The organism is Oceanobacter mangrovi, assembly GCF_019740315.1.
Taxonomy (GTDB): Bacteria; Pseudomonadota; Gammaproteobacteria; order Pseudomonadales; family Oceanobacteraceae; genus Oceanobacter; species Oceanobacter mangrovi.
The window spans coordinates 135,417-161,083 of sequence record NZ_JAHXZR010000002.1; the positions used below are offsets into that span (position 1 = coordinate 135,417).

Annotated in this window: 19 protein-coding genes and 1 pseudogene; 17 read left to right on the top strand and 3 right to left on the bottom strand. The window is 52.5% G+C overall.

Features of this window, described 5'->3' with window-relative positions:
- Nucleotides 1–37 precede the first annotated feature (37 nt).
- The 14 genes from K6123_RS04735 (at nucleotide 38) to K6123_RS04805 (ending at nucleotide 18,152) form a co-directional block, all read left to right on the top strand.
- Complete coding sequence (locus tag K6123_RS04735) at nucleotides 38–3,640, top strand: flagellar hook-basal body complex protein (protein ID WP_221794689.1); 3,603 nt, start codon at nucleotides 38–40, stop codon at nucleotides 3,638–3,640.
- A 192-nt stretch (nucleotides 3,641–3,832) separates the two neighbouring features.
- The gene (locus K6123_RS04740) at nucleotides 3,833–4,339 is read left to right on the top strand and encodes a GNAT family N-acetyltransferase (RefSeq protein ID WP_221794690.1); all 507 of its coding nucleotides are present in this window, start codon (nucleotides 3,833–3,835) and stop codon (nucleotides 4,337–4,339) included.
- Nucleotides 4,340–4,865: 526 nt separating this feature from the next.
- Complete coding sequence (gene flgF / locus K6123_RS04745) at nucleotides 4,866–5,612, top strand: flagellar basal-body rod protein FlgF (protein ID WP_221794692.1); 747 nt, start codon at nucleotides 4,866–4,868, stop codon at nucleotides 5,610–5,612.
- Nucleotides 5,613–5,637: 25 nt separating this feature from the next.
- The gene (gene flgG / locus K6123_RS04750) at nucleotides 5,638–6,423 is read left to right on the top strand and encodes a flagellar basal-body rod protein FlgG (RefSeq protein WP_221794694.1); all 786 of its coding nucleotides are present in this window, start codon (nucleotides 5,638–5,640) and stop codon (nucleotides 6,421–6,423) included.
- Between the two features lie 16 nt (nucleotides 6,424–6,439).
- Nucleotides 6,440–7,150 (top strand): flagellar basal body L-ring protein FlgH, encoded by a 711-nt coding sequence (gene flgH, locus K6123_RS04755; protein ID WP_246624628.1) that lies wholly within the window; start codon nucleotides 6,440–6,442, stop codon nucleotides 7,148–7,150.
- A 148-nt stretch (nucleotides 7,151–7,298) separates the two neighbouring features.
- Nucleotides 7,299–8,363 carry a flagellar basal body P-ring protein FlgI gene (locus K6123_RS04760; RefSeq protein ID WP_221795580.1) on the top strand — a complete coding sequence of 355 codons (1,065 nt, stop codon included), beginning with the start codon at nucleotides 7,299–7,301 and terminating at the stop codon, nucleotides 8,361–8,363.
- Nucleotides 8,360–8,695 carry a hypothetical protein gene (locus tag K6123_RS04765; protein ID WP_221794696.1) on the top strand — a complete coding sequence of 112 codons (336 nt, stop codon included), beginning with the start codon at nucleotides 8,360–8,362 and terminating at the stop codon, nucleotides 8,693–8,695. The genes K6123_RS04760 and K6123_RS04765 overlap by 4 nt, the downstream gene beginning before the upstream one ends.
- 371 nt (nucleotides 8,696–9,066) lie before the next feature.
- On the top strand, nucleotides 9,067–9,444 hold the full coding sequence (locus K6123_RS04770) for a carboxymuconolactone decarboxylase family protein (protein ID WP_221794698.1): 378 nt from the start codon (nucleotides 9,067–9,069) through the stop codon (nucleotides 9,442–9,444).
- 564 nt (nucleotides 9,445–10,008) lie between these two features.
- A complete protein-coding gene (locus tag K6123_RS04775; RefSeq protein ID WP_221794700.1) occupies nucleotides 10,009–11,805 on the top strand; it encodes a hypothetical protein in 1,797 nt (598 codons plus the stop codon).
- A 9-nt stretch (nucleotides 11,806–11,814) separates the two neighbouring features.
- Nucleotides 11,815–12,741, top strand: a complete 927-nt coding sequence (locus tag K6123_RS04780) for a beta propeller repeat protein (RefSeq protein WP_221794702.1) — start codon at nucleotides 11,815–11,817, stop codon at nucleotides 12,739–12,741.
- Nucleotides 12,742–12,795: 54 nt separating this feature from the next.
- The gene (locus K6123_RS23355; RefSeq protein ID WP_485020564.1) at nucleotides 12,796–15,021 is read left to right on the top strand and encodes an RHS repeat-associated core domain-containing protein; all 2,226 of its coding nucleotides are present in this window, start codon (nucleotides 12,796–12,798) and stop codon (nucleotides 15,019–15,021) included.
- A gap of 4 nt (nucleotides 15,022–15,025) precedes the next feature.
- Nucleotides 15,026–15,862, top strand: a complete 837-nt coding sequence (locus K6123_RS04795; RefSeq protein WP_221794705.1) for a hypothetical protein — start codon at nucleotides 15,026–15,028, stop codon at nucleotides 15,860–15,862.
- Nucleotides 15,863–16,302: 440 nt separating this feature from the next.
- Complete coding sequence (locus tag K6123_RS23125) at nucleotides 16,303–17,733, top strand: RHS repeat domain-containing protein (protein WP_281423899.1); 1,431 nt, start codon at nucleotides 16,303–16,305, stop codon at nucleotides 17,731–17,733.
- 26 nt (nucleotides 17,734–17,759) lie between these two features.
- Nucleotides 17,760–18,152, top strand: coding sequence for a hypothetical protein (locus K6123_RS04805; protein ID WP_221794707.1), 393 nt, complete (start codon nucleotides 17,760–17,762; stop codon nucleotides 18,150–18,152).
- Nucleotides 18,153–18,257: 105 nt separating this feature from the next.
- On the opposite strand, the pseudogene K6123_RS04810 reads toward K6123_RS04805, so the two are convergent.
- Nucleotides 18,258–18,383, bottom strand: a pseudogene (locus K6123_RS04810) (IS256 family transposase); the annotation flags it as partial.
- A 194-nt stretch (nucleotides 18,384–18,577) separates the two neighbouring features.
- A complete protein-coding gene (locus tag K6123_RS04815; protein WP_221794708.1) occupies nucleotides 18,578–19,468 on the bottom strand; it encodes a hypothetical protein in 891 nt (296 codons plus the stop codon).
- A gap of 371 nt (nucleotides 19,469–19,839) precedes the next feature.
- Here K6123_RS04815 and K6123_RS04820 point away from each other — a divergent pair, with 371 nt between their 5' ends.
- The 3 genes from K6123_RS04820 to flgL are packed head-to-tail and all read left to right on the top strand — an operon-like array spanning nucleotide 19,840 to nucleotide 25,282.
- Nucleotides 19,840–21,045: a glucosaminidase domain-containing protein gene (locus tag K6123_RS04820; RefSeq protein ID WP_221794710.1), complete on the top strand. Its 1,206-nt coding sequence runs from the start codon at nucleotides 19,840–19,842 to the stop codon at nucleotides 21,043–21,045.
- 3 nt (nucleotides 21,046–21,048) lie between these two features.
- Complete coding sequence (flgK, locus tag K6123_RS04825) at nucleotides 21,049–24,030, top strand: flagellar hook-associated protein FlgK (protein WP_221794712.1); 2,982 nt, start codon at nucleotides 21,049–21,051, stop codon at nucleotides 24,028–24,030.
- Between the two features lie 13 nt (nucleotides 24,031–24,043).
- Nucleotides 24,044–25,282 (top strand): flagellar hook-associated protein FlgL, encoded by a 1,239-nt coding sequence (gene flgL, locus K6123_RS04830; RefSeq protein ID WP_221794714.1) that lies wholly within the window; start codon nucleotides 24,044–24,046, stop codon nucleotides 25,280–25,282.
- A gap of 165 nt (nucleotides 25,283–25,447) precedes the next feature.
- Here flgL and K6123_RS04835 read toward each other — a convergent pair whose 3' ends face one another.
- Entirely contained in the window at nucleotides 25,448–25,666 is a 219-nt protein-coding gene (locus K6123_RS04835) for a hypothetical protein (protein WP_221794716.1), read from the bottom strand.
- Nucleotide 25,667 lies beyond the last annotated feature (1 nt).

Sequence of the window (25,667 nt, forward strand, 5' to 3'; positions counted from 1 at the left end):
GTGATTGGCCCAGTGCCATCAGTGAGAGGAACAGGTTATGTCATTTAACATTGGTTTGAGCGGTCTGAACGCGGCATCTACAGACCTTTCGGTTACTGGTAACAACATCGCCAACGCCAGTACGTCCGGCTTCAAAGAGTCGCGGACCGAGTTCGGCGACGTCTACACCAACTCGCTGCTGGGCAGCGGCCGAGCCAAAGTGGGTAGCGGTGTTTCGGTAGCAGATATTGCCCAGGAATTTACCCAGGGCAGCATCAGCTCGACTGACAATACCCTCGACCTGGCTATCGATGGCACCGGCTTTTTTGTGCTGAGCAGCAATGACACCCTCAGCTACACCCGTTCCGGTATCTTCTCGCTGGATAAAGACGGCAACGTCGTCGCCAATAATGGCGCTCACCTGCAAGGTTTTGCCGCTGACGAAAACGGCGAAATCGGTGGTGTGCTGCAGGATCTGACGATTGAAGTCAGCAGCCAGGCACCGCACCAGACTGAATTGGTGGAAGGTTCGATGAACATCGATGCCAGTGAACCTGTGCTGCAGGAAATCGGCTCTACGGTATCGACTACGGGTCTGGCAGTCGGTGTGGTGGATACCGGTTTGCCGGAATCCACCACGACCACCCTGTATCCGGCTGGTCAGCCAATGACCGGCGGCACTCCGGCAGAGCTGGCTTTTGCGACTGACCTGTCCACCGTAGCCACCACAGGTTATGCATCCATTACCATGGATATTGATGCCAACGACGGCAATGGAGCCCAAACCGTGACCCTTACCGGCGTTGCTGCCGGTTCCACCGTCGCCAACGTGCTCAGTGATGTGCAGAGCGCCCTTAACAGCACCTTTGGTTCACAGCAATTTGTTGCCAGCCAGGGCACTTCCGGTGAGCTGGTGATTGAGCGTGCCGGTTATGCCGCCACCGACGGCAGCACCTTTACCATCAGCAGCACCACCGACTGGGACACTACCTTTGGTACCAATACCGGCGTGGTAGACGGCACCGCCGGTGAACTGCTGTTTGTCGGCAACACGCCGATCAGCATTGATCTGTCGAGCGAACCGGGCACATCAACCACCACACGGACTACTTCAACTCCGCCACTGGAAATTGTATCTGCAGACCCGGGGGAATACGCGTCACTGACTGGTGATGGCGTTTATCTGGCGCAGGACTTCAGCACTGCCAACGGCAATGTACTGGCCTTTACCGTTGCTACTGGCAATGGTTCGACCTACGGCATTCGTATTTCTGAAGCCGACTGGCAGTCTGCCGCACCAACCGATTTCACCAGTATTTCCGCTACTGAGTTGGTCAGTGAAATCAACACCCAGATTGCCACCCTGACCACCACGCCGGATGTGGTTGTCTCCAACGTTGGTGGTTACCTGACCTTCGACGTGCAGGCACCGGCCAGTGCCGGTGATTATGTGCAGCTGGCCAATAACCAGTCTGGCTCTGTCGGCATGAACCTGGACGATCTCGGCTTCTCCTCATCTGCTCGTTACGACGCTGGTGTTGCGCCGATTGAAGCCAACAACGAATTCACCCTGGAAGTCACCAGTGACACCGGCAACGGTGCTGGCCCTTACACCATCATTATTCCAACCGGTACCTATGCCAGCCTGAGCGACCTGGCGAGTGAGATTCAGGATCAGATTGACACCTACATTGGCACCAGTGGTCTGGCCGACAAGGTCAGTGTTGAAGCCGTTGGCGGTCAGCTGGTATTCACCAACCTGAACACAGGTTCCGGCGAAGGCATCAGCATTGCGTCTACGACCACCGAGCCGCAGGCGGTGTCGCTGCTGGGGCTGGACAGCCTGTATGAAGTGAGTGGGGTAGACGAGATCGACCGCACCAACAGCTTCCGTATCAACCTGACTGTGCCATCACCAGACACCGAAGGCCGCAGTGGTTCGGTACTGATTTCACTGGATCAGGAAATCAACTCGGTACAGGAACTGGCATCCGCGATTAACGCCCAGCTCAACAGCCAGTCCAGCGATGATTACATCGGTGTTTTGGCCTATGCTGCTGAAGTAGAACCTGCGACAACTCCGGCCCAGTATCAGCTGGAGCTGCGCGCTACCGTCGAAGGTGAAGATTCCACCATCAGCATCACTAACGTCACGGCCAGCGGTGCTGACCTCGACGTAGCAGATCTGTACGCACTGCTGCAGGTTGACGCTTCTGATAGCACCCTGATGGTGGGCGGTGTTGAAGGAGTCAATAACGGTTACCCGGAAACCACTGTGACCCTGGTGGACCCGGACGGTAACGAAACCCTGATCACCATTCCGGAATACAGCGAAGCCAACGAAATTGTCGCCTTGCTGAACGATGAACCCGGCATTACTGCGTCGGCCAGCACCACCGCAACCATTACCGCCGCAGGCTACAACAGCCCAACTGGTGAGATGACCATTACGCTGAATGGCCAGACGCTGACCTCAACCACGCTGGAAGGTCTGGTGGAGGAAATCAACGGCTACGCCACTACCTCGCTGCCAGGATTCAGTGCCGAACTGAATACCGATGGGGATCTGGAAATCAGCAGCCGCACCGGCCGTGATATCAATATCGAGATCGACTCAACGGTGGACACCGACTCGCTGGTGCTGATGGGTTCCGAGAACTCCGGCCAGTCTGTACTGGGTGGCAGCAGCTCCGCTGATCGTGCCGCCACTATTGGTGGTACCGTGAATATCGTGCTGAACGAAGGCTACACGTTGACCGACCCAAGCCCATCCGTGACTGGTATTTTCGGCAACCTGGATGAAACCGAGTTCACCGATTACGCCTTGAACGTGTTCGATCCAACTGACTCGTCGACCTACAACCACGCGACCTCGATCAATATCTACGACAGCCAGGGTAACGCCCACGTAATGACCCAATACTTCGTCCATGAGCCGTCTACCGAAGCGGCTTCCGGTAACGAATGGGCCATGTACGTCACCGTGGATGGCGAAAACGTTGGCGACCCGGATTACACCCTGGATTACCCGGCCAACCAGGAACCAACCCAGGCGCGCTTCACTATCTACTTCAACCAGGATGGCACCATCGACGAAGCTGCCACCGGCGAAATGTACATCACCAACTGGGACCCGGTAGATGAGAATGGCGATCGTAATGGCGCGCTGGGCTCAATGAACGTACTGGAAGGCGGCCTGCCGCTGACCACGCCGCCCAACAGCTCCAACTATCAGATCACCCTAGCTGGCACCACACTGTACGGCAGCGACTTCGCGGTTAACCGGGTTGATCAGGATGGTTACACCACTGGTCGTCTGACTGGTCTGGAGATTGACCAGGATGGCGTTATTTTCGCCCAGTTCAGCAACGGCCAATCCCAGACGCTGGGTCAGGTGGCGCTGGCAGACTTCGTCAACCCGGATGGCCTGACCCCAATTGGGGATACTGCCTGGGCTGAAAGCTACGCCTCGGGTTCTGCCACCATCGGTGAGCCGAATACCGCGTCGCTGGGCCAGATTCAGTCAGCCGCGCTGGAAGACTCCAACGTCGACCTGTCAGAAGAGCTGGTGCAGCTGATCATTGCCCAGCGTAACTTCCAGGCCAACGCCAAAACCATTGAAACCGCAGACCAGGTAACCCAGGCGATTCTGAATATCTGATGAGGCCTGTGAGGGGGTAGTCCAGGCATGCCTGGACCCTACAAATCACCGGTTCGCAGGGGCATGACATATGGCCCTGCCAATATGATGAATATATCTATCTGCGTAGGGTCAGGAGATGTCCTGATAAACACGCTAATTGGCAGCAAGACGGTCTTCAGGTTACCCTGAACGGCTAATCAAGGAGCCCGTATGTCTGCCAATTCCACCTCACCTGTTATCGACATTCGCAAGGTTGATTACAACGATCCACAACAAGCCGCTGCACTGGTCGAACTGCTTAACGACTACGCTATAGACCCAATGGGCGGTGGTGAACCGCTGACGGCAGAAGTTTGCCGCCAGTTACCGCAGCGCCTCTCAGCCATCAGCCATGCCTACAGCTGGATTGCCTGGGTCGACGGCCAGCCAGCTGGTTTGGTTAACGTGTTCGGCGCATTTTCTACCTTTAAGGCCAAACCGATCCTCAATATCCACGACATCACTGTGAAGAAAAGCTTCCGAGGCCTTGGACTCAGCCAGAAGCTGCTGCAAGTGGTGGAAGATCTGGCTCGTGAACAAGGCTGCTGCAAGGTGACGCTGGAAGTACTGTCCAACAATGACGTTGCCAAAAACGCCTACCAGAAATTTGGCTTTGCCGGTTACGAACTCGACCCGGCTGCCGGTCATGCGCTGTTCTGGCAGAAGTTTCTGGATTAACCGCGTTGTGATGGGCATGGCCCATCCTGCTCGTTTGGCATTACCACGCAAGAGCGCGGGTGTAGGGTCGGGACATGTCCCGACAGCCACGGTGATGACACCAAAGGCTGTTGTCCAGGCATGCCTGGACCCTACGGAATAAACTCCCCTGTATCACCCGTTTGGCATTACCACGCAACAGCGTGGGTGTGGGGTCGGGACATGTCCCGACGCCACGGTGATGATACCAAAGGCTGTTGTCCAGGCATGCCTGGACCCTACGGAATAAACTCCCCTGTATCACCCGGTTGGGCCGTGCCCAACAAGCCAGTCAAAATCCCGTCTTCTGCAACCCACGAAATAGCGGCAATACCGTGCCGCTATTTTGACTTTTGATTTTCAAAATCCCGCCAAAATTCAGTCAACCTATTGAAAAACATACGAAAAATATAACTGGCACGACTACTGCTTTATTCCATCCAAAGGCAGGTAAATCACCTGCAGGAATCACAAGAGCAGCCGCCTTTTGCGCTGCGCGGGAGGAAGAATGGATAGGGCACTGTACATCGCCATGTCTGGCGCCAAGCAGAACACCTATGGTCAGGCGGCACACGCCAACAACCTGGCCAACGCCAGCACCACGGGCTTTCGGTCGGACTACACCCAGAGCCGGGCGATGGGAGTTTTCGGCGAGCATTTTCCGACCCGTGCCTACGCATTGACCGAGCGGCCTGCCAGTGATTTCCGCGAAGGACCATTAATGGAAACCGGCCGCCGTATGGACGTCGCGCTGGAAGGCGAAGGCTGGTTTGCGGTAGTCGGCCCGGATGGTCAGGAAGCCTATACCCGCGCTGGTGATCTCAGCGTCGACCCGGATGGCCGTTTGCTCAATGGCCAGGGCCTGCAAATGATTGGCGAGGGAGGCCCGATTGTGCTGGAGCCTTACACCGCTATTGAAGTCAGCCGTGCTGGTATCGTTACCATTCAGCCAGCCGGTGAACAGCCGGTCGGGGTTGCCGAACCGGTACAGATGAAGCTGGTGAACCCGGACTACAAACAGCTGGAAAAAGGCGAAGACGGCCTGTTCCGGTTCCGTGATCCGGCTACGCCACCGGCTCAGGCCGACCCGAACGTGACCCTGGTAAACGGTTTTATTGAAGGCAGTAACGTTAACGCTGTTAGCGAACTGACCGACCTGATCGCACTGAACCGTCAGTACGAGATGCAGGTAAAACTCATGAAAAATGTTGATGAAAACGCGGCGGCAACCACCCAGTTGCTGCAAGGCCAGTAAGCCCAGCCAAGCGAGGTAAGCCATTATGATGAACGCACTCTGGATCAGTAAAACCGGGCTGGAAGCACAGGATCTGGCGCTCAGCACCACGTCCAACAACCTGGCCAACGTTGCCACCACCGGTTTCAAGAAAGACCGGCCGGTATTTGAAGATCTGCTGTATCAAATCGACCGTCAGCCCGGAGCCAATAGCTCCGCCGACACTCGTTTGCCGTCTGGCCTGCAGCTGGGGACCGGGGTGCGTACCGCTGGCACCCAGAAGGTATTTACCGAAGGCTCACTGCAGCTCACTGACCAGCCGTTAGACGTGGCGATTAACGGTCGCGGCTTTTTCCAGATTCAGCTGCCAGACGGCAATATTGGCTACACCCGCGACGGTACTTTCCATATCAATGACGAAGGCACTGTGGTGAACGTCAACGGCTACCCGCTGGAGCCACAGATCACCATTCCCGATCAGGCCAACGAAGTCACCATCAGCCGTGACGGTATCGTCCAGGCCACGCTGCAGAACGATCCAACCCCGATTGATCTGGGCCAGATCGAAACCACCGACTTTATCAACCCGGCTGGCTTGCAGGCTACCGGTGGAAACCTGTTCCTTGAAACCGCTGCCAGCGGTGCGCCACAAGTCGGCGTGCCGAGTGAAGCGGGTTTTGGCTCGCTGGAGCAGGGCGCGCTGGAAAACTCCAACGTCGAAGTGGTGGAGGAGCTGGTGAAAATGATCACCGTCCAGCGCTCCTACGAAATGAACTCCAAAGTGGTTTCTGCGGCCGATCAGATGCTGCAGTTCCTGACCCAGAACGTGTAATCCGGTGAGGTGGCCCATGCGACTGTTGCAATCACTCACGGCTGACATCAAGGTCTTGTGGCTGGTGGCTGCTGTGCTGCTGGCCAGCGGCTGCACCTCGGTGCCGCTGGAACGCGATGTGTTTCCCAACGACCCGAACTTTGCGCCGGTTTCTGCCCAGAGCTTGCAGCCGCCACCGAACGTGACCGGCTCGCTGTTTCAGGCCAATTATTCCAACGGCCTATACACCGACCAGCAGGCACGGCGGGTCGGAGACATCATTACGGTGATTTTTGACGAGCAATATCAGTCGAGCAAATCGGCCCAGACCAAGGCAGACAAGTCATCGACCAACAGCATGGGCGCCGGCACGGTATTGGGTGTAACGCCGGGGTTGCGTAACCTCAATCTGGGTGTAGAAACCAGCTCAGACCGGCAGTTTACCGGCAAGGGCGAGGCGGACCGTTCCAACAGCCTGTCGGGCCAGGTGAGTGTGTCGATTGCCGAAGTGCTGCCCAACGGCATCCTCCGTATCCGTGGTGAAAAATGGCTGACGCTGAGCGACGGTGACGAGTTTATTCGTATCGTTGGGCTGATCCGGCCGCAAGACATCACGCCAGACAATACCGTGCCGTCCAGCAAGGTGGCCGATGCCCGAATCTCTTTCGGCGGTCGCGGCAATCTGAACAACTCTACCCAGCAGGGCTGGGGTGACCGGATTCTGAATTCGCCCTGGTGGCCGTTCTGATTTGAGAATCCCGGCGTAGCCATCAGGTGGCTGCTATCGTTAAACAGAATTTGCGGCTTGCAGTAAAAGCCCGGCGTTGTAGGTGAGGTGTCCTGTGAAATTTTTAGCGCGTTTGACTCGTGGCTGCTGTGCGGGGTTGCTGGCAGTCATGCTGCTGGCTCCGACCGTCGCGACCGCCGAGCGAATCAAGGACATCACCTCGATTGCCGGTGTGCGCAGCAACCAGCTGGTGGGCTACGGCCTGGTGGTGGGGTTGGATGGCACTGGCGACAAGGCTCCGTTCACCACTCAGACCTTCACCAATATGATGGCGCAGTTTGGTATCACGCTGCCGGAAGGCACCGACCCCAAGCTCAAGAACGTCGCTGCAGTGTCGGTCACGGCTGAATTGCCGCCGTTTGCCAAACCCGGCCAGCGGGTTGACGTTACTGTATCCTCGTTAGGTAACGCCAAGAGTCTGCGTGGTGGTCTGTTGCTGTTTACCCCGTTGCGTGGTGCCGATGGCAACACCTACGCCGTTGCTCAAGGTAACCTGGTCGTCGGCGGCCTGGGGGTTGATGGCAACGACGGCTCACGAATTACCATCAACGTCCCGAGCGTTGGTCGTATCCCTAACGGTGGTTCAGTCGAGCAGGCGGTGCCAAATAACTTTGCCCGTGGCGACAGTCTGGTGTTCAACCTTGACCAGCCAGATTTCACCACTGCTCGCGCCATGGTCGAAAAAATCAACGACCTGCTGGGCCCGGGTACTGCCGAAGCGCTCGATGCCACCTCTATTCGTGTCAGCGCCCCGCGCGATACCAGCCAGCGCGTGGCTTACCTGTCGATTATTGAAAACCTCGAAATCAAGACTGGCGATGATCGCGCCAAGGTCGTGATTAACTCCCGCACCGGCACTATTGTGATGGGCCAGCACGTGCGCATCGACCCGGTGGCGGTGACCCACGGCAGCATGACGGTGACCGTAAAAGAAGATTTTCAGGTGTCCCAGCCTAATCCACTCGCTGATGGGGCGACAGTGGTGGTGCCGCAAACCGACATCACGATAGATAACGGCGGCGAGAGCCGGATGTTCAAATTTGGCCCGGGTGTCACCCTCGACGACATCATCAAGGCTGTAAATGAAATTGGTGCCGCCCCCGGTGACCTGATGGCGATTCTGGAAGCCATGAAACAGGCGGGTGCCCTCAAGGCAGAGTTGATTGTGATATGACCGATGCAAACAAGCCGACTATTCGGCAGCAGATGGATGAAGACTTTCAGGCGATTCGGGCGTTGTCGCTGGAGCTGCAATCACTGATTCGGCAGGGCGTACGCAAGGACATCGACGACAAGCTGCAACAGCGTGACCAGATGCTGCGCGACTGGTTCGGCCGGGTGTCCGAACTGATCACCATCACCCAGGAACAGGAAGCCTTTCTGCAACAAATGCTGGTGGAAGAACGGCAGCTGGTGAACCTGCTGGAGCAGGAGCAAAAGGATCTCGCAGGCCAGAAGAAAAAGCACAAAAACGTCAAACATTACCGCTCGATGGGTGGGCACTAGAATCACCCGTTGCCATTTTCCGGGCCTGCCCCGGAATCCAGGCGGCGTGAATACTGCTGAGCTGCATGGATCCTGAATCGCTGCGCGTTCAGGATGACGGTCATTCGTCATTCCGGGCTTGCCCCGGAATCCATGCATCGTTGAATACTGCTGAGCGGTATGGGTACTGAATATCCGTCATTCCGGGCTTGCCCCGGAATCCATGCGGCGTTGAATACTGCTAAGCGGTATGGATCCTGAATCACTGCTCGATCAGGGCAACATAGCCATCCTTCCATTCCACCCCCATAAAACCCTCCCAAAGAATGCTGGTTTCCAAACACCAGGCTGGTAGCTTGATCGCTGATACCAACCACACTGGAGACCAGCACATGTCAGAACAAGATAAAATTAACGGCCTGCAGGTTCGTACCGAAGTGATGGGCGAAGCCTTCGTTCAGAAAGCCCAGGACAACACCATCCCACTCACAGAACCGCTACAGCAGTGGATTAACGAACACGCCTGGGGCTCCACCTGGCAACGTGACGACCTGCCGCGCAACGTCCGCTCGCTGGTCACCATTGCCATGCTCACCGCACTGCGCAGCCCAACCGAACTCAAGGGGCATATTCGTGGCGCGCTCAATAACGGCTGTACGCCAGCGGAAATTCGGGCGGTGCTGTTACACAGTTTGCCGTACTGTGGTGCTCCCGCTGCACAGGAAGCTTTCCGCGCCGCAGCCGAGATTATTGGTGACGCCGAGTTCTGATGCTCGCACCAGTGTCCAGGCATATCTGGACCTTACAATAGGATGAAAATGTCTATTTGCGTAGGGGCAGGACATGTCCTGCCTTTGCATGAGAAAAGTGCATTCATCAGATTACGAAACGATGGAGTAAACAGTGCTATTAATTGCGTAGTGGCCGATTGTATTTTTTGAAAACAGGCACTCGGAAATATATTTTTAATCGGGCCTTTAAATACGCATTAAAAGACGATTTCCAATTATATAAATAAGCCTGATCCGATGCTTTTTCCTGATAAGCGATGCTATCCATTTCGTCTGGTAGCGTCTGAATGTCAGTGAAACCGGGCTTCTCAGTCTTGATGCGATATTTGTCAATTTGAGAAAGTCATCACTCTATTGGCATTGACGCGGCTTGTCCAAACGTCCAAAAATCGTGCGTCGATTTTGTGTGATTATCGAAAAACTGATTTTGAGATAAGCATCATAAATATACGAATACTTTCAGGATATGGACGTCAAAATGAGAAGCAGGTCTTTGAATAACCCGGAAAGCAGCGTTATTGCGAATACGGGAGTGGCTGACCAATGAGTGCCACTTCGATCGCTTTGGCCCATCCATCGTTACTGGGTTATCAAATTGGCGAAGACTACTGGATCTTTGCTGCATCCGACTTCCAGATGTCGACATTTCTATTGTTCAAGCGCCAGGGTTTTGCTGGCGACCCCGCTATTTTCAGCTTTTCAACGGAACTTGACGGGTTACTGGAAGAGCTGGATGACGGCCAGATTCTTGATCTTTATCGGCTCTCCGGAAGAAAAGAAGAAAGCCATTGGATCTTTGGGTCCACCAAGAATGATCTGAGGGATCTGATCATGTCTGGTGGATTGCGTGCATTCAGACTGGATGAAAAAGATGCACGACGCATGGCAAATATTAATGACACGATATACAGCGTCGCGACGGGCTATGAGATTAATGAATACTCACCAATCAACGCGCTCAGGCTAAAGCTGGCAGTTTCGTTTGCGAAAGATCTGGAGGATTTCTGGATCGGTAAGGATAAGGCTGACAGGCTGCATTGGGACAGGAATGCAATCCACCGAGAGCTGGTCGAAGCCGTTGATACTGGCGCTGAAGTTGTTGATTACGCCTACGATACGATCGTCGGATTTCTTGAACTATTGGTATTTGTGGTTGAAGTAACCGGTGAAGTTATGATTGCACGAGCCGAAATAAAGCGGCTCGCCCAACGTGCTTTTGCTAACTATATCTCGGGAAACAAAGAGGCAGCTCAAAAAGATCTGGAAGCCATTGGTATCAAGGTTGGTGGGTGGTTACAAAGTGTAGAAGCGCTGACAGCAAAAATACAACAAGGATTAGACCTCTTTAATCTGGTCACGAACGATCCTCTGACCCGTCAGCTCCTGATCGACTACTTTGATGCGCGTTACGAGAGTTTGCCGTTCCGTGACAGTCGAACAGTTCCCACCCGATTTGCTCTTGAAGTTGGTGTTGAGGTTTTGCTTGCGTTTGCGAGTGGCGGCGGCAGTGCCTTGGCAAAGATTTCTGCCAAAGCCGGCAGGGCCTTTTCTGCTGGAGCCGCAAAGGCTGCGAAGCTTTCCCGAATCGGTCCTTTTACGCTTGAAATGATTGACCTTATGTGCGACATGGCGAGGTTGATGCGCAAGGCCGAGATGAAAGAAGTCGAAGCTCCTGAGGTTGTGCGGGTATATCCTGAAACGAAGAAGGTAAAACAAGAAATTGAAGAGCCTCGAAGCTTACTAAGTAAGCCTCGCAATCTAAACAATGCCGCAGTGAGACAAGCATTGTTGGCGAAATACGGTGTTGTTGTTGGTCGTTATAAAGACCTCCAAAAAATTAGTAAACCAGGATTTCAACGAGAGCATTTTCTACCGCACTCAAATTTTATGGAGCGTTCGTTAGATACAAAGTCAGGTGAACGGCGCTCGCAGGTGCCAATTCGAAGTGAGTTTGGCGAATATACTGAAGGAGATGCTTATACCTACTTTGTTTATGATGACCAGAGCAAGGGGACAGAACACCGGTATATTACAGATATTGAGAAGCAGTATGCACAATCTTTGAGCGATAACAGAGAGTATGCAACCGTTACTCAGTGGCTAGATCACATGGAATCTGGCACAGCTCAGATGTTTTCAGATATGAACGTTGAGATTGCTGAGGGTGTTACTGGAGCTCGGATTCCAGTGGACGATGCAGCGGATGTTGCCAAGGCGATACGAATAGAGTACGAGAACCAGTTGGACGTATTAGGTGTAGATAAGAATGCCCAGATGTCGAATTTGGTTGGTGGTGGAGATGTTCCGTCAGCTAGAAGTAGAGACAGTGTTGAGTTCTAAGGAGAATGTATGTCAGAGAAAGAATATGAGATTGAGCATGTTATCGATGCTGCTCGGAACTCTAACGGTAGTTATGCCCTGTATACAGAGTATAACGAGTCGGATCCATTATCTGCAGTTGGACAATTGGCTATGTATGGACCAGACGGAGGTAGTCAGATATTAGGGGTTAATTGTCAATTAAATGCATTTTGGTTGTCTCCTTCTGGCGCTGTATGGGTAGTGGATGATCATGGAGATGTATATTCGACGGCTGAAATTAAATTTTCAGAGCCTCATTTTAAACATCTAAAATATAATGATAATGGGGTGGGTTGGAAAATAACTAAAATATTTTGGGGGCAGCTCAATGGTATTTGGGGTTCATCTGATGATGATGTTTGGGCAACCTCATTTAATGGTGAAATATTTCATTGGAATGGTCTTGAATGGACTGAAAGTTTTCTTTTTGAAGCACCAAATTCAATAGATGGAAGTGCGTCTAATGATGTTTATGTGGTTGGATATCATGGAAATATATACTATTGGAATGGTATTGAATGGTCAAAAGTAATCCTGCCCAACGATATTGAACCTGATGAAGCTTTCACCGATGTGTGTGTTGTTGATGAAAATGTTGTGTATATCACTGGCAGAAATGGTAGGTTATTGAAAGGTAATGCTATAGATGGATTTGAAGATGTAGGCGTGTCTGGATATTCATGGTACGGGGTTGGTAATATTGACCAGAGGGTTTTTTTGGCTGGCGGTCCTAAGGGTATTTTTGAATATGTTGATGGGACGTTCATATGCTTAAAAGATAAGGGTAATCCTGTTGGTGTATTCAGTTCGGGAGGATCTGTTTTTTTTATTCCAGCAGAACAACAGCCTAGGGCGTGGTATGTTGAATATAATCCAACCGATCCTAAACCATGGGTTAGACATAACACCGTTTGATTTCAGATTCGAAACGGAAGTCAGGCATCGTATCAGTACAGTGCGCTGGGGCACCTGGCCCAGTTCACCGATCACACCGGCAGGACCACCCAATACCAGTACGACAAACTTTCTCAGGTTATCAGGCGAGTCGACGCCAGCGGCCAGGCGTTCGACTATCACTATGATGCCGAACGCAACCTGATTGGCCTCACCAACGAAAACGGCGAGCAGTACCAGCTTAAATACGACGGCAATGAGCGTCTGATCGAAGAGATCGGCTTTGACGGCCGGGTACAGCGTTACCAATACAGCGCAGCAGGCTATCTCGCCAGTAGTGAAGAATATCGCACCGATAATGGCCTTGTGCGCCCGCTTAACCGCATTCGTTATCGCCGCGACGCCGCTGGCAAATTGCTGTCGCAGCTGCAGGAGCTGGATCAGGGCCAACCCGTTCACCAGTACCTTGCCAACTACCGTTATGACCCGGCTGGACGGCTGTTACAAGCCAACAACCAACACCGCGAACTGAGCTGGCAATACAACCCCGCCGGTCAGGTCATCAAGGCGCTGCAGGACCAGCATGAACTGCTGCATAGCCACAATACCCTTGGTCAGCGCATCCGCACCCAACTGCCCACCGGCGACCAGATTCATTATGGCTACAACAGCGCCGGGCAAGCCGAAGCCATTCACTGGAATGACCGGCTGATTAGTGGCTTTATTCACGACGAATCCGGCGGCGAACAGGCGCGACTGTTTGGTAATGGTCTGTCGCAACAAAGCAGTTTCGACCCGCAAGGCCGACTGCAAGCCCAGACCTTGCGTAATCACCAAAACACCGTCATTAACGAACGCAAGTACCAGTACAACGCCACTGGCCAGATCAGCCAGATCGACGACCAACTGCGTGGCAGCACCCAATACCGTTACGACAACATCGAACGGCTGATACAGGTCACCGGCCCGCAGCCCGAGCAATTTGTACACGACCCGGCCGGTAACCTGCTGGGCTCCCCAGAAGACGTCGATACCGCAGCGGCAGGATCAGATACCAAAACCCCACAGGTTAGCGGCAACCGCCTCAATTTCCAGGGTGACCGTCACTATGCGTACGACGCTCAGGGCAACCGCATCGAACAACGTCGTGGTAAAGACGGCAAACAAGTCACCTGCTACCAGTACGACCATCAGAACCGTTTAATCGGAATCGAGCAGAAAAACGGCAGCAAACCGGATAGCGAAAAACAGCGTACCGAATACCAATACGACGCCCTGGGTCGCCGTATTCGTAAGATTCACAAAGACGCCAACCAACAAACCATTGGCGGTACAGAATTCTACTGGAATGACGACGTCCTGCTGACCGAGCAGGCGTTAGTAACAAGCTTTGAAGTCTCAAACGACAGCGAAGAACAAGCCGAACAACAGCCAAACCGCCACTACGTCTTTGAACCCAACAGCTTCAAACCACTGGCGTTTGTGCAGCATGAACAACTACATTACTACCATCTGGATCACTTGGGCACGCCACAGGAAATCACCAACGCCAGCGGTGAATTGGTCTGGACCGCCCAATACAAAGCCTATGGCTCATTAGTGCTGGCACCCATCCGGCAGGTCGAAAACAACCTCAGATTTCAGGGACAATATTTCGACGAAGAAAGCGGCTTGCACTACAACCGCTTCCGTTATTACGATCCGGAGTGCGGCCGCTTTATCAACCAGGACCCGATTGGGCTGCTGGGTGGTAATAACAACTATCTGTATGTGCCGAACCCAGTGGGGTGGGTTGATCCGTGGGGGTTGAGCGCTAAAAATGACTGTGACAAAAGACGACGGAGAAGAGCAAATAGAGAATCTTTGACTGTCATCAATGGAAAGGAGGTGAGAGGGTTCCGAAATGCTGGGGAATTGTTAGAGCGTGCAGGTTATTTAAAGAATCGGCTGGCTGAGCTGGGCATTGACGATGTTCAGATTGGCATTCGTGGAAGTTCAGTATCAGGTCGTTCATCGAAGGGAGGCAGTTACAGAGTAGAGCGAGGCGAGTTAAAAGCCAGTGATGTTGACTTCTTTTTCACTAGTGAGAAATTAGAACGAAAATACTCCGATTACTTTACCGGTGATGGCCGTTTAAAGCCTGATGTTATGGGTGGCATCAACCCTGAACTTCAGGAGATATTAGACGAATTCAGTGATTTGACAAGCAGTCAAATTGGTCGGAAGGCTGACGCGGTATTGCTGAAGAAATCTGTTTTAGCTGATGAAAACCCTGAAAGCTTTGTTATTGTTAGGGAGTGATTTTATGTATGAAAACTATCCGTTAGAAATTGAATCTTTGGTAGATGCGAAACTATATAGCTTGAGATTTCCACAGTCATTGGCTTCAGCTTCAATATTTAAGTTGATTTCTGTTGATGCTGAGATTGTCGATGATGTTGAAGTTCTAAATGAAGTTTTATATTTGTATTTGAATCGATTTTTTGATTTTGGGAGAGGGAGGTGTTTTATATTCGATATTACTAGTGTCGGGGGTGAAGGAGTCTTGGATTTTGATCTGTTGTTAAAGCAACAAGTTTTGAGAAATCATCCATGCTATTTGATCTCTAGGCAGGATTTTTATATCAATGGCTGTGTGGTAATAAGAAGCCTCCTTGATGCGTTTGATGGTAGTATTTACCCTTGTCTTAAAAAATACACATCTGGAAAAAATATCAATAATGATTATTTGTTACGTAATATGGTGGAGTGTGAGCTTCCTAGTAGTCGGTTGGAATATAAAGTAGAAAAATGGGAGGTGGGAGTAGAGGGGGTTGGTGTTACGATTTCATTATTCGGTGAATATGGGCATGGTTCATCGGGTGCTGATGACGCTTTGGAAATAAAGTGGGCCTTGAGAGATGTCTGTGTGCTTAGCAAGCCTGATGCTATTATTGTTGATCTTTCTGGTTTTAAATATGATTGGGGGGATGATATAAATGTTTATCCGGATGCTTTCTTTGGGGAAGATAGCTTAATTAGATTTGTATTTTCAAACGATTGTATTTCTCTAGTAAACACGGTTCATAAATGTCATATTTCAAAAAATATTACTAGCGCTGCATTGGAATTAAAAGTCCAGAAAGAATGTCGCGGTAAATAGGCGGTAAATAAGACATCTACTGCTAGAGCGCCTCTGAAAAATGCCCAAACAGGACACCCACTTTAAGTGCAGTATCCTCGTGTTCACTGAAGAATGTGCTCTACTTTCAGCATTGCATCGTTGCTGTTGTTTTGGGGCTGGCTATACGGCTGCTTCAAGGCGGCTTTGAGTTGATATTCCGCTGCGGGGGCGAGTGTTAGCCTCAGATGTTGACCTGATAGATCTGTTGATATGGCAGTGTCTGGAATAGAGTGAGCTAGCCAGCCAATAAGCGTTTTGCCTGGGTTATTCCGGTCGGCCGTTTATAGCCCAGTTGTTCGCAGGCTTGTCGAACGTTGGTTTCGTTGCCTACAAAGGTGCTGAAACAGCGCTCAAATTGTTGAGTCATGGTGAGCCATTGCTGGTCGTCCAGCCCGATGCGGCTCAGGATTGGTGAGAGGTTGTCATCAATCGCCCCGTGTTTGTTAGTGCGAAGGCAGAGCCGGTGGGACATACATCGATATCCCTGGCGACCGTCATTAACCCAACGCCAATACCAGTGCAACGCCACCGGCCAAATCAGCCTGATCGACGACCAACTGCGTGGCAGTACCCAATACCGTTACGACAACATCGAACGGCTGATACAGGTCACCGGCCCGCAGCCCGAGCAATTTGTACACGACCCGGCGGGTAACCTGCTGGGCTCCCCAGAAGACGTCGATACCGTAGCTGCAGGATCAGATACCAAAACCCTACAGGTTAGCGGCAACCGCCTTAACTTCCAGGGCGACCGTCACTATGCTTACGACGCTCAAGGCAACCGCATCGAACAACGACGGGGTAAAGACGGCAAACAAGTCACCCGCTACCAGTACGACCATCAGAACCGACTCATCGCCATCGAGCAGGAAAATAGCGCCAGTCAAAACGGCAAAGGCTTTGCTCGTACCGAATACCAATACGACGCTCTCGGCCGCCGTATTCGAAAGATCCACAAAAACGCCAGTGAGCAAGCCATTGGCGGCACGGAGTTCTACTGGAATGACGGCGTCCTGCTCGTCGAGCAGGCGTTAGAACTGGCACTTGAATCGTCAGATCACCCCGAACAGCAACCGCCAACCCGTCATTACGTGTTTGAGCCAAACAGCTTCAAACCGCTGGCGTTTGTGCAGCACGACGAAATCCACTACTACCACCTGGATCACCTCGGCACGCCACAGGAAATCACCAACGCCAGCGGCGAACTGGTCTGGACCGCCCAATACAAAGCCTACGGATCGTTAGCATTAGCACCAATCCAACAGGTAGAAAACAACCTGAGGTTCCAGGGCCAGTACTACGACGAAGAAAGTGGCTTGCACTACAACCGCTTCCGTTATTACGATCCTGAATGTGGCCGTTTTATCAACCAGGACCCGATTGGGTTGTTGGGTGGTAACAACAACTACCTGTACGTACCGAACCCGGTGGGGTGGGTGGATCCGTGGGGGTTGGCTTGTGAGGAAGAGCTGGAGAGGAAAATTGATGGAGTGCCTGACAAAGATGGCACCGTATTGGTTACACGGCCTCAAAAGAAAGGAAAAATAAAAGAAGAAATTCTTTTCCAAAACTCAAATGATGCAAAAAACTGGGCAGCCAAACAGCTGGGGTTATCTAAAGAACGAATATACGACGACACTGGAAAGTGGGTCGGATGGCAGAACGATGCTGGTGATAAAGTTTATTGGGGACACGGTGATTGGGGGGGGGGCTTGGGGCTCTCGGATTCTCCTCATTTAAATTACGAGATAGGCAATAAAAAGGGCCACTTGTTTTTGAAAGACAAGATAGTCAATAGAGGTCAGATGGACACTTTTAAAGAAGAAATATTGTCTTTGGCTGGGGGATGAGGATGACTCTGAAGGATTTGATCAAAATGAGTGGTGACGCTGAGTTGCTGGAAGTAACTTCGTCGGGATGTTACTACAATGTGAAACTTTCTCTATATGATGGCGATGAGGTGGTTGTTCAGATAATGACCAGCGATATGAAGATATTTGATGTTGAATCTAGTTCTAACCCATTGATTCGGTATTGTCATTTGGAATTGGTATATATTTCTGAAATACTATCATCGAAAAATGGTTATTACGTCCCGCCTGAATCTTTTGGCGAGCTGATGAAAGAGACCAAATTAGGTTTAAACCTCGCCTATGGTAAATCACTGAATGAATTTAAAATCATGTTTTTTGTTAAAGGGCATGAAGTTCTTTTGGCGTGTGTTGTTAAATCTATCGATCAGATTAAGTTCGAATTAATTCCTGGATAGGGGGCTAGATTGCCAGAATAGGTTATACATTGGAGAAACCAAAAACAGGACCCCAAATTTTAGATCAGCATCCGAGGGTGTTCATAGTTCTGTGTCAGTCAATTTTCACAGATCTACGTATTTGTCGATTCGGCCTTCAAAGTGGATGCTCAGCTGCGATAGCGTAAGGTTCTAGTTCTGCACCGGATTCGTCCATTTCTCGGAAGCTTTCAACATATCGGCATAGAACAGGGAATAAGCAGGACAGCCACTGATTGGTGGTCTTCAGGACTGGCTTGACCCCATGGCTTTCGCCTAAAGACAACTAGGACAGCCACTCATAGAGCATTTTCAGGTCTAGAGTTTTGACTTGTCATCTACTTGAATGTGTAGCGCTCCTTGAATTAGGACCACTCTTTTTAGGTTCTCTTGGCACTCCTCATTCCTCACAACGCGTAAAGCTGCCATTTCCCATCAATTGTGTTGAAAATAACCGGTGTCAGGTTGTGCGGTTGTTCCGGGTCGGCGGCATACAGATAACTGGCGCGGAACTCCTTGCCATTACGACTGATCATCACGGTTTCTGGAGAGTAATGACGCAGATTTTCAATCTGTTGGTCGACCAGGCCGGTCAGGTTGCCTATGGATTGGGCAAAGGCAGGGTCTTCTGCCATTTGTTGCCGCAGTTCTGGTGAAATCATCAGTTTATAAGCGGTTTGTTCATCGGCCTGTTCCAGCGTTTTCAGGTTGCTGCGGATCAGTTGGTCAAGATTCTGTACAAGCGGGAATGATTGCAGCGACTGTTGGCAGTCGCCCATGGCGTTCAGCAAGTGGCTTTCGCCTTCCTCAGACATATTGAGCAGGCGACCATTGCCACCGTCTCGTTGCCATTGTTTTTGCGTCAGGCACAGCATGGCCTGGCTTTCCTGCAGACAGGCTTGATCAGAGAGGGTTTTGCACGCCTCGGCCTGAACAATGTAGTAGCTGGCCAGATACAGATACATGTGCGGATGGCTGCTACTGCTGCTCAGGCGGGAAATAATCTTGAGGCTGTCATCGCGTGCGGTTTCCGGTTTCACTGTCGGTGCCGCTTCAACAAACTGCCTTTCCAGCATTTGGGCGATGCGATTCGGGGTGCCATAGGTTGAGTCCGTTAAACTGATGGAGTCATCAGATTCCACATACGCCAACAGTTTCTGATAGGTGCAGACCGGGTCTTTATGTTTGTAGCATTGTTGAGCCTGTTCGATCAGTTGGGCGTCGGGATTGGCCTGGACGACGGCACCGGATAACGCAGCCAGGGCAACAACAGCAAAAAGGGGAGTGAGATAACGCAAGATCGACTCCTTGATCGTGGTTGTGGAAATGCGCGCATCATAGTGGTGGCCCGGTGCTCATGAGGAAGCCCAGACCGCATTCCTACAAAACTGACTTTTCCTGTCGTTAAAACCGGATCGAGTTGGCGATTGCTCTGGAATCTGTTCGCAGTACGTTTGGACGGGGATTTATCTGGGAGCCTCTTGCGCCTATTTCCCAGTTGTCTTTTTCAGCTGAATTTTCAGCACAGGGCCAATTATTGGCCGAACTCTGCAAGCAATTTTCAGCATCCCGGTTAGGCTGGCTCATCACCGTTCAATATTGGCCACCTTATCAGTTGGCAGACATCTTGCTGATACCGCTATAGATCACTTATTTAGCGGAGTTGGCCATGGCACTGAGTAGCCAGATCACAGGCAGCCAGACACGACCACAAGACGTCTATACCGACCTCAACAGCCTGCAGGGCATTCGTCAGTTGGGTAAGCAGGACAAGAGCGCGGCACTGATGGAAGTGGCCCGTCAGTTCGAGTCGATGTTTATGAATATGATGCTGACTTCGATGCGCCAGGCGAATGCGGTTTTCACCGAAGACTCGATGTTCAACTCCCCGGAAATGGATTTCTATCAGGGCATGTACGACAACCAGATGGCTTTGCAGTTGTCGGGTGACAGTGCTGCCGGTTCATTCAATAAAGCCAGTAACGACGGGGCTTCCAGCACGGTTGCCAATAGTAAGGGTGTGGGGTTGGCGGACGTGATCTACCGCCAGCTGATGAGCACTTATAACGGTTCTGGTGAAGTGCCAGAGCTGGATCAGAGCAAGCTGTTTGAGCGTCGTATCGCGGGTAGCAATCTGCAACAGGCGATTGAAAAAGTCGACGATGTTCTGCAGCAGCAAGGCCAGTCAGCCAGCGTCAATTCAGTCGCTCAATCAACCACGGCGGCCGCTGTTCAGGCGGCCGCCAGCACTGGTACAGCTGTCGGAAAAACAGCGGCCAACAGCACTGACGAGGCCACGGCAGTGGCATCTGGCAGCGGCAGTAAAGGGCAGCAGTTTGCCTCTCCCGAGGAGTTTGTTGCCGCTCTTTATCCGCACGCCAAAGCGGTGGCGGCAGAGCTGGGTGTTGATGCCCGGGCTATCGTCGCCCAAGCGGCGCTGGAAACCGGTTGGGGTCAGCACATGATCACCGACGAGCAGGGCCGCAACAGTTTCAATTTCTTTGGCATCAAGGCCGACAGCCGTTGGCAAGGCGACTCCGTGTCGGTCATGACTCATGAATATCACCAGGGTGTGCGGGTTAATGAAAGCGCCGAGTTCCGTTCCTATGCCTCGCTGGAGCAGGGCTTGCGTGACTACGCCGACTTCCTCAGCAACAGCGAACGTTACCAGCAGGCGATTGGTCAGGGTCTGGCAGCCGATCAGTACGGTCATGCCTTGCAGCAGGCCGGTTATGCCACTGACCCGGATTACGGCAGCAAGATTGAGCGTATCGCTCGCAGTGCGGTGGTGAATGACTGGGCCAAAGATGATCAGCCCACAACGGAAGCCAGCAAAGCAGCTGCCGGTGTTACCAATAAGCAGGGAGTTCAATAAGCCATGGCCGATATTCTCAGCATTGCCATTTCCGGGCTGCAGTCACAACAAACGGCCTTGTCGGTTACCGGTAACAATATTTCCAACGCCGGAACGGAAGGCTATAGCCGCCAGACCGTCAGCTTCAGTGAAAACAGCAGTCAGTATCTGGCCGGTAACTGGCTCGGTTCAGGGGTGTCGGTGGATTCGGTATCGCGTATCTATGACCAGTATTTGACTGAGCAAATGTGGCAAGACTCCACCGAGTACAACTATTACAACACCATGTCGGACTATGCCGGCCGGGTCGACAGTCTGCTGGCGGATTCCACCACGGGCGTGCAGCCGGGTCTGGAAGCCATGTTTACGGCGCTGCAGGCGGTGGTAGATGACCCATCGTCGATCAGTACCCGTGAAGTGTTGTTGACGGAAGCAGGCTCGCTGACCGACCGTTTTGCAGTGGTGTCGGATCAGCTTTATGCCCTCAACACCATGATTAACGGCCAGATGGCGGTGCAGGCGGACGAGGTGTCGGCCATTGCCGCATCCATTGCCCAGCTCAACGAAGACATTGCCTTTGCCATCGGCAAGGCCCAGGGCGATGAACCCAGCACCCTGCTGGATCAGCGCGACCGGCTGATCACGCAGCTCTCAGAGATGATTGATATTTCGGTGGGTGATCTGGGTAATTCACAGGTCAATATTTACATGGGGGATGGTTTGCCGCTGGTAACCGGCACGACGGCCAATACCTTGTATGCGTCCCGTGGTGAAGTCGACCCATCTCGCTATTCCCTCTATCTGGTCAGCGCCGGGCGCACTTCCGAAGTAACCGAGCAGGTTACCGGTGGCAATCTGGGGGCGACGGTGGATTTTCGGGATGAAATTCTCGACCCAACCCTTAACTCGCTGGGCAAACTGGCGCTGGTGATTGCCGAGCAGATGAACGAGCAGCAGTCACTGGGGCTGGATTACGATGGCGAGCAAGGTCAGAACTTTTTCCAGGACATCAACAGCGACGAAATGATCTATCAGCGGGCGATTGGTGACGATAATAACGCCAACCCGGATGACCGCATTTTGTCGGTCTACATCACTGACGCCGGCAATCTCAGCACCAGCGACTTCACGCTCGAGTTCACTGGCCCGGATGACTACAACTATCAGTTGACCGATAACAGTACTGGCAAGGTGGTGCAAAAGGGCGCGATTACCGGCGACTTCCCGGACATTATTGAAATCGACGGTGCCGAGATCCATCTCGAAAGCGGCAGTTTCCAGCAAGGTGATCTGTTTATGATCACGCCAACCCGCAACGAAGCCAGTAATATCGAAGTTGATCTGACGTTGGCCGAGCAGATCGCACTGGCCTCGCCGATTGCGACGGCAGCGTCATACGGCAACCAGGGTTCAGCGGCGATTTCAGCCGGTTCGGTCAGTGATATTGATACCTTTGCCTTTAATGACGACGGCGAGCTGGACCCGCCGCTGTTGATTCGTTTCACCTCATCGACCAGTTATGAAGTACTGGATAACAGTGACCCGGCCAATCCGGTGCCGCTGCAACCGCCCATCAGTAACCAGCCTTATGTTGCCGGTATTTCCAATACCATCAATCTGGGTTCAACCAGCCAGTACGTCACCAGCAGTTATGTCGATCAGTTGCCGCTGAAAGCGACCTATCAGGCGGAGTTGCCTGCGACACAAGTGACGCCGGGCAATGGCTTTACCCTGCAGCGGTTTGATATCAGCTACACCGATCCGGTGAGTGGTCAGTACAGTCATTATTCTGATCTGTCGATCCCGGCCAATACGTCGGCGAAGGACATTGCTGCGGCACTGAGTGAATATCCGGGTGTGGAAGCAACTGCCCGCACCACCATGCAGCTGAGCAATTTCCAGGCGGATGACGACGGTTTTCAGGGCATGGAAGTGACGCTCAACGGTATCGTGCTGACCGACAGCCTGACCACCGCGCAGACCAAATACGAAGACGATTATCCGGCGACAGTGCCGGACCCGATGACCGCCGACTTTATTGCCGACCGTATTAACGCCAACTTCGACTTTCAGGAAATGGGCATTACCGCTACCAGTGATGGTGAAACCGTGACGATTACGGCGCTTAACGGTGAAGACCTGCAACTGGAAATCAGTGGTGACGGTGGTGACAGTGTTGACGTTGGCAACGGCCAGGATATTCAGGTGACGTCTACCGGTGCCGACCCGTTCAAGCCGCTGAACGTTTATGAAGGCTATGACTTCAGCGATGGTGGCCCTTACACCTACACTTTTGAAACCGCAGAGCAGGGTTCATTTGAGTTTCAGCTGACGGAAAACTACGACAGCCCGGAAGCCATGCTGCAGGGCATTCGCGAGGCGATTACTGACGCCGGTTTTGATTTTAACGGCGAGCTGGATGTCGATATCGACGAACGCGGCAACATCAACTTCCAGCCTCGGTTGGAGGTGTCTGGCACCGGCATTCATGGCTCCAACAAGCTGACGCTTGGCGGCCAGTTAACGGTGGTGGTCGACGAAGGCGTGGAGCTGGTGAATGAAACCCGTTCCAACAACCTGTTTGCACTCGATATGCAGTACGAAAGCAGTTACATGGGGATGGAGGTAGCGATTGCCGGTTCGGTGGTGGCAGGGGATTCCTTCACCATTGGCAACAACGAAAATGCGATCACCGACAGTCGTAACGGTACCGCCATGCTGGCTCTGCAGGCCACTGATACCGTCAACGGCACCAGCACTTTCTCGGAAGCCTATTCCACGCTGGTGGAGCAGGTCGGTTCGATCACCAACCGCTCGCAGAACAGTCTGGAGTCGGCCGAAGTGTTGTTGCAGGCCTCAGAAGCCGCTATCTCGTCGGTCAGTGGTGTTAACCTCGACGAAGAAGCCGCCAACCTGATTCAGTACGAGCTGGCCTACAACGCCAACGCTCAGGTGATTCAGGTGGCGCGGTCAATCTTCGAAACCCTGATTGCCACCTTTAACTGAGCGAGGCTGAGTGATGCGAGTTTCTACCTTACAGATTCATAAATCCGGTCTGGCCAACATGCTTAATAACCAGAAGGATTTGACCAAGACCCAGCAACAGGTGTCGTCAGGTGTGCGGGTCAACACGGCTGCTGATGATCCAATTGCTGCTGCGCGGATGTTGCAGATCCAGCAGCAGCTGGCACTGGCAGAGCAGTACGAAAACAACATGATTGCGGCCAACAACCGGCTGGAAATGGAAGAGGGCACGCTGTCGACTGTGACAGATTATTACGATCGCCTGCGGCAGTTAACCGTCAATGCTGGTAACGGTACCCTGACCCAGGAAGACCGTCAGGCAATCGGGGCTGAAGTGGAGCAGATCCAACAGGCGCTGGTGGAGCTGTTCAATTCCCGCGATGCCAGTGGCGACTATATTTTTGCCGGTTACCAGGGTGGCTCGGCGCCATTTCAGCAACTGCCAAACGGCCGTTATGAATACGTCGGTGATGAAGGCCAGCGCTTTGTCGCCATCGGTGATACCACCAATGTGGCCACTGGCGACAATGGCTTTGACCTGTTCGTGAATATCCCGGCTTCGAGTGAAACCTTCACCACCCGAACCAGTGAACTCAATACCGGTAGCACCCAGGTCAGCGCTGGTTTTGTGATCGACGAAGAAGCCTATGCGGATTTTTATCCGGACGACATCATCATCACTTTCAACCCGGAAAGTGCGGTTGACCCGGCTGGCATCAACTACACCGTGCGGCAGGCGTCCGATGGCAAGGTAATCAGTGGCTATTCCAACCAGCTGTATAACGAAGGTCAGGAAATCCAGATTGCCGGTGTCACTCTGAAGATCAGTGGCGATCCGGCACCAGGCGATCAGGTGCTGGTGGAATCGACTCCCAAACAAAGCATTACGGATACGGTTTATCGCTTGCAGGAAGCGCTCAACGATCTGACCAATTCACCGGAAGATTCCGAGACACTGGGCAAACTGCTGGATGATACTCTGGCCAATCTCGACAGCGCGCTGGCAGTGGTATCGCGTACCCAGAGTAATATTGGTGCTCGCCTTAACGTGGTGTCCAATACCGAATCGTTAACTGCAGATATGAAGCTGGTGAATCAGGATGTGCTGTCGCAGCTGCGTGATACCGATCTGGCGGAGGCGGTCAGTCGTATGTCGCTGCAGACCACCTTGCTGGAGGCTGCCCAGCAGAGTTACACCACCATCAGCAACCTGAGTCTGTTTAACAAGCTTTGATGGCTCTGGTAATGAATCATCGTCTTCCTGAACTTGCTTCAGGATCCATGCGATGGTGTGGGGTTGCTGGTCTGTGGATGTTGGGTTGCCTGGGCTGAAGGCGGGTTCCGGCTGCAAACAAAAAGAGCGCTTAATGAGCGCTCTTTTTGTTATTGGCCGCGTGGCTTATTTCTGGAACAGCTTGCGAAAATCTTCCACAAATACGGGCCAGAACTCCTTCAGTGAATCATATTCGTGGTCAATCACCCGGATGTGCTCATCCAGATGTTCAACCGCGTCGTGTTGTTCACCACTTTCCAGCGCTGCCAGACGTTGCTTCAATTCGGTCAGGCTGGCTTCCAGTGCTTCAATTTTTTGTTTCAGTTCCTGCTTGTTATCGCACATG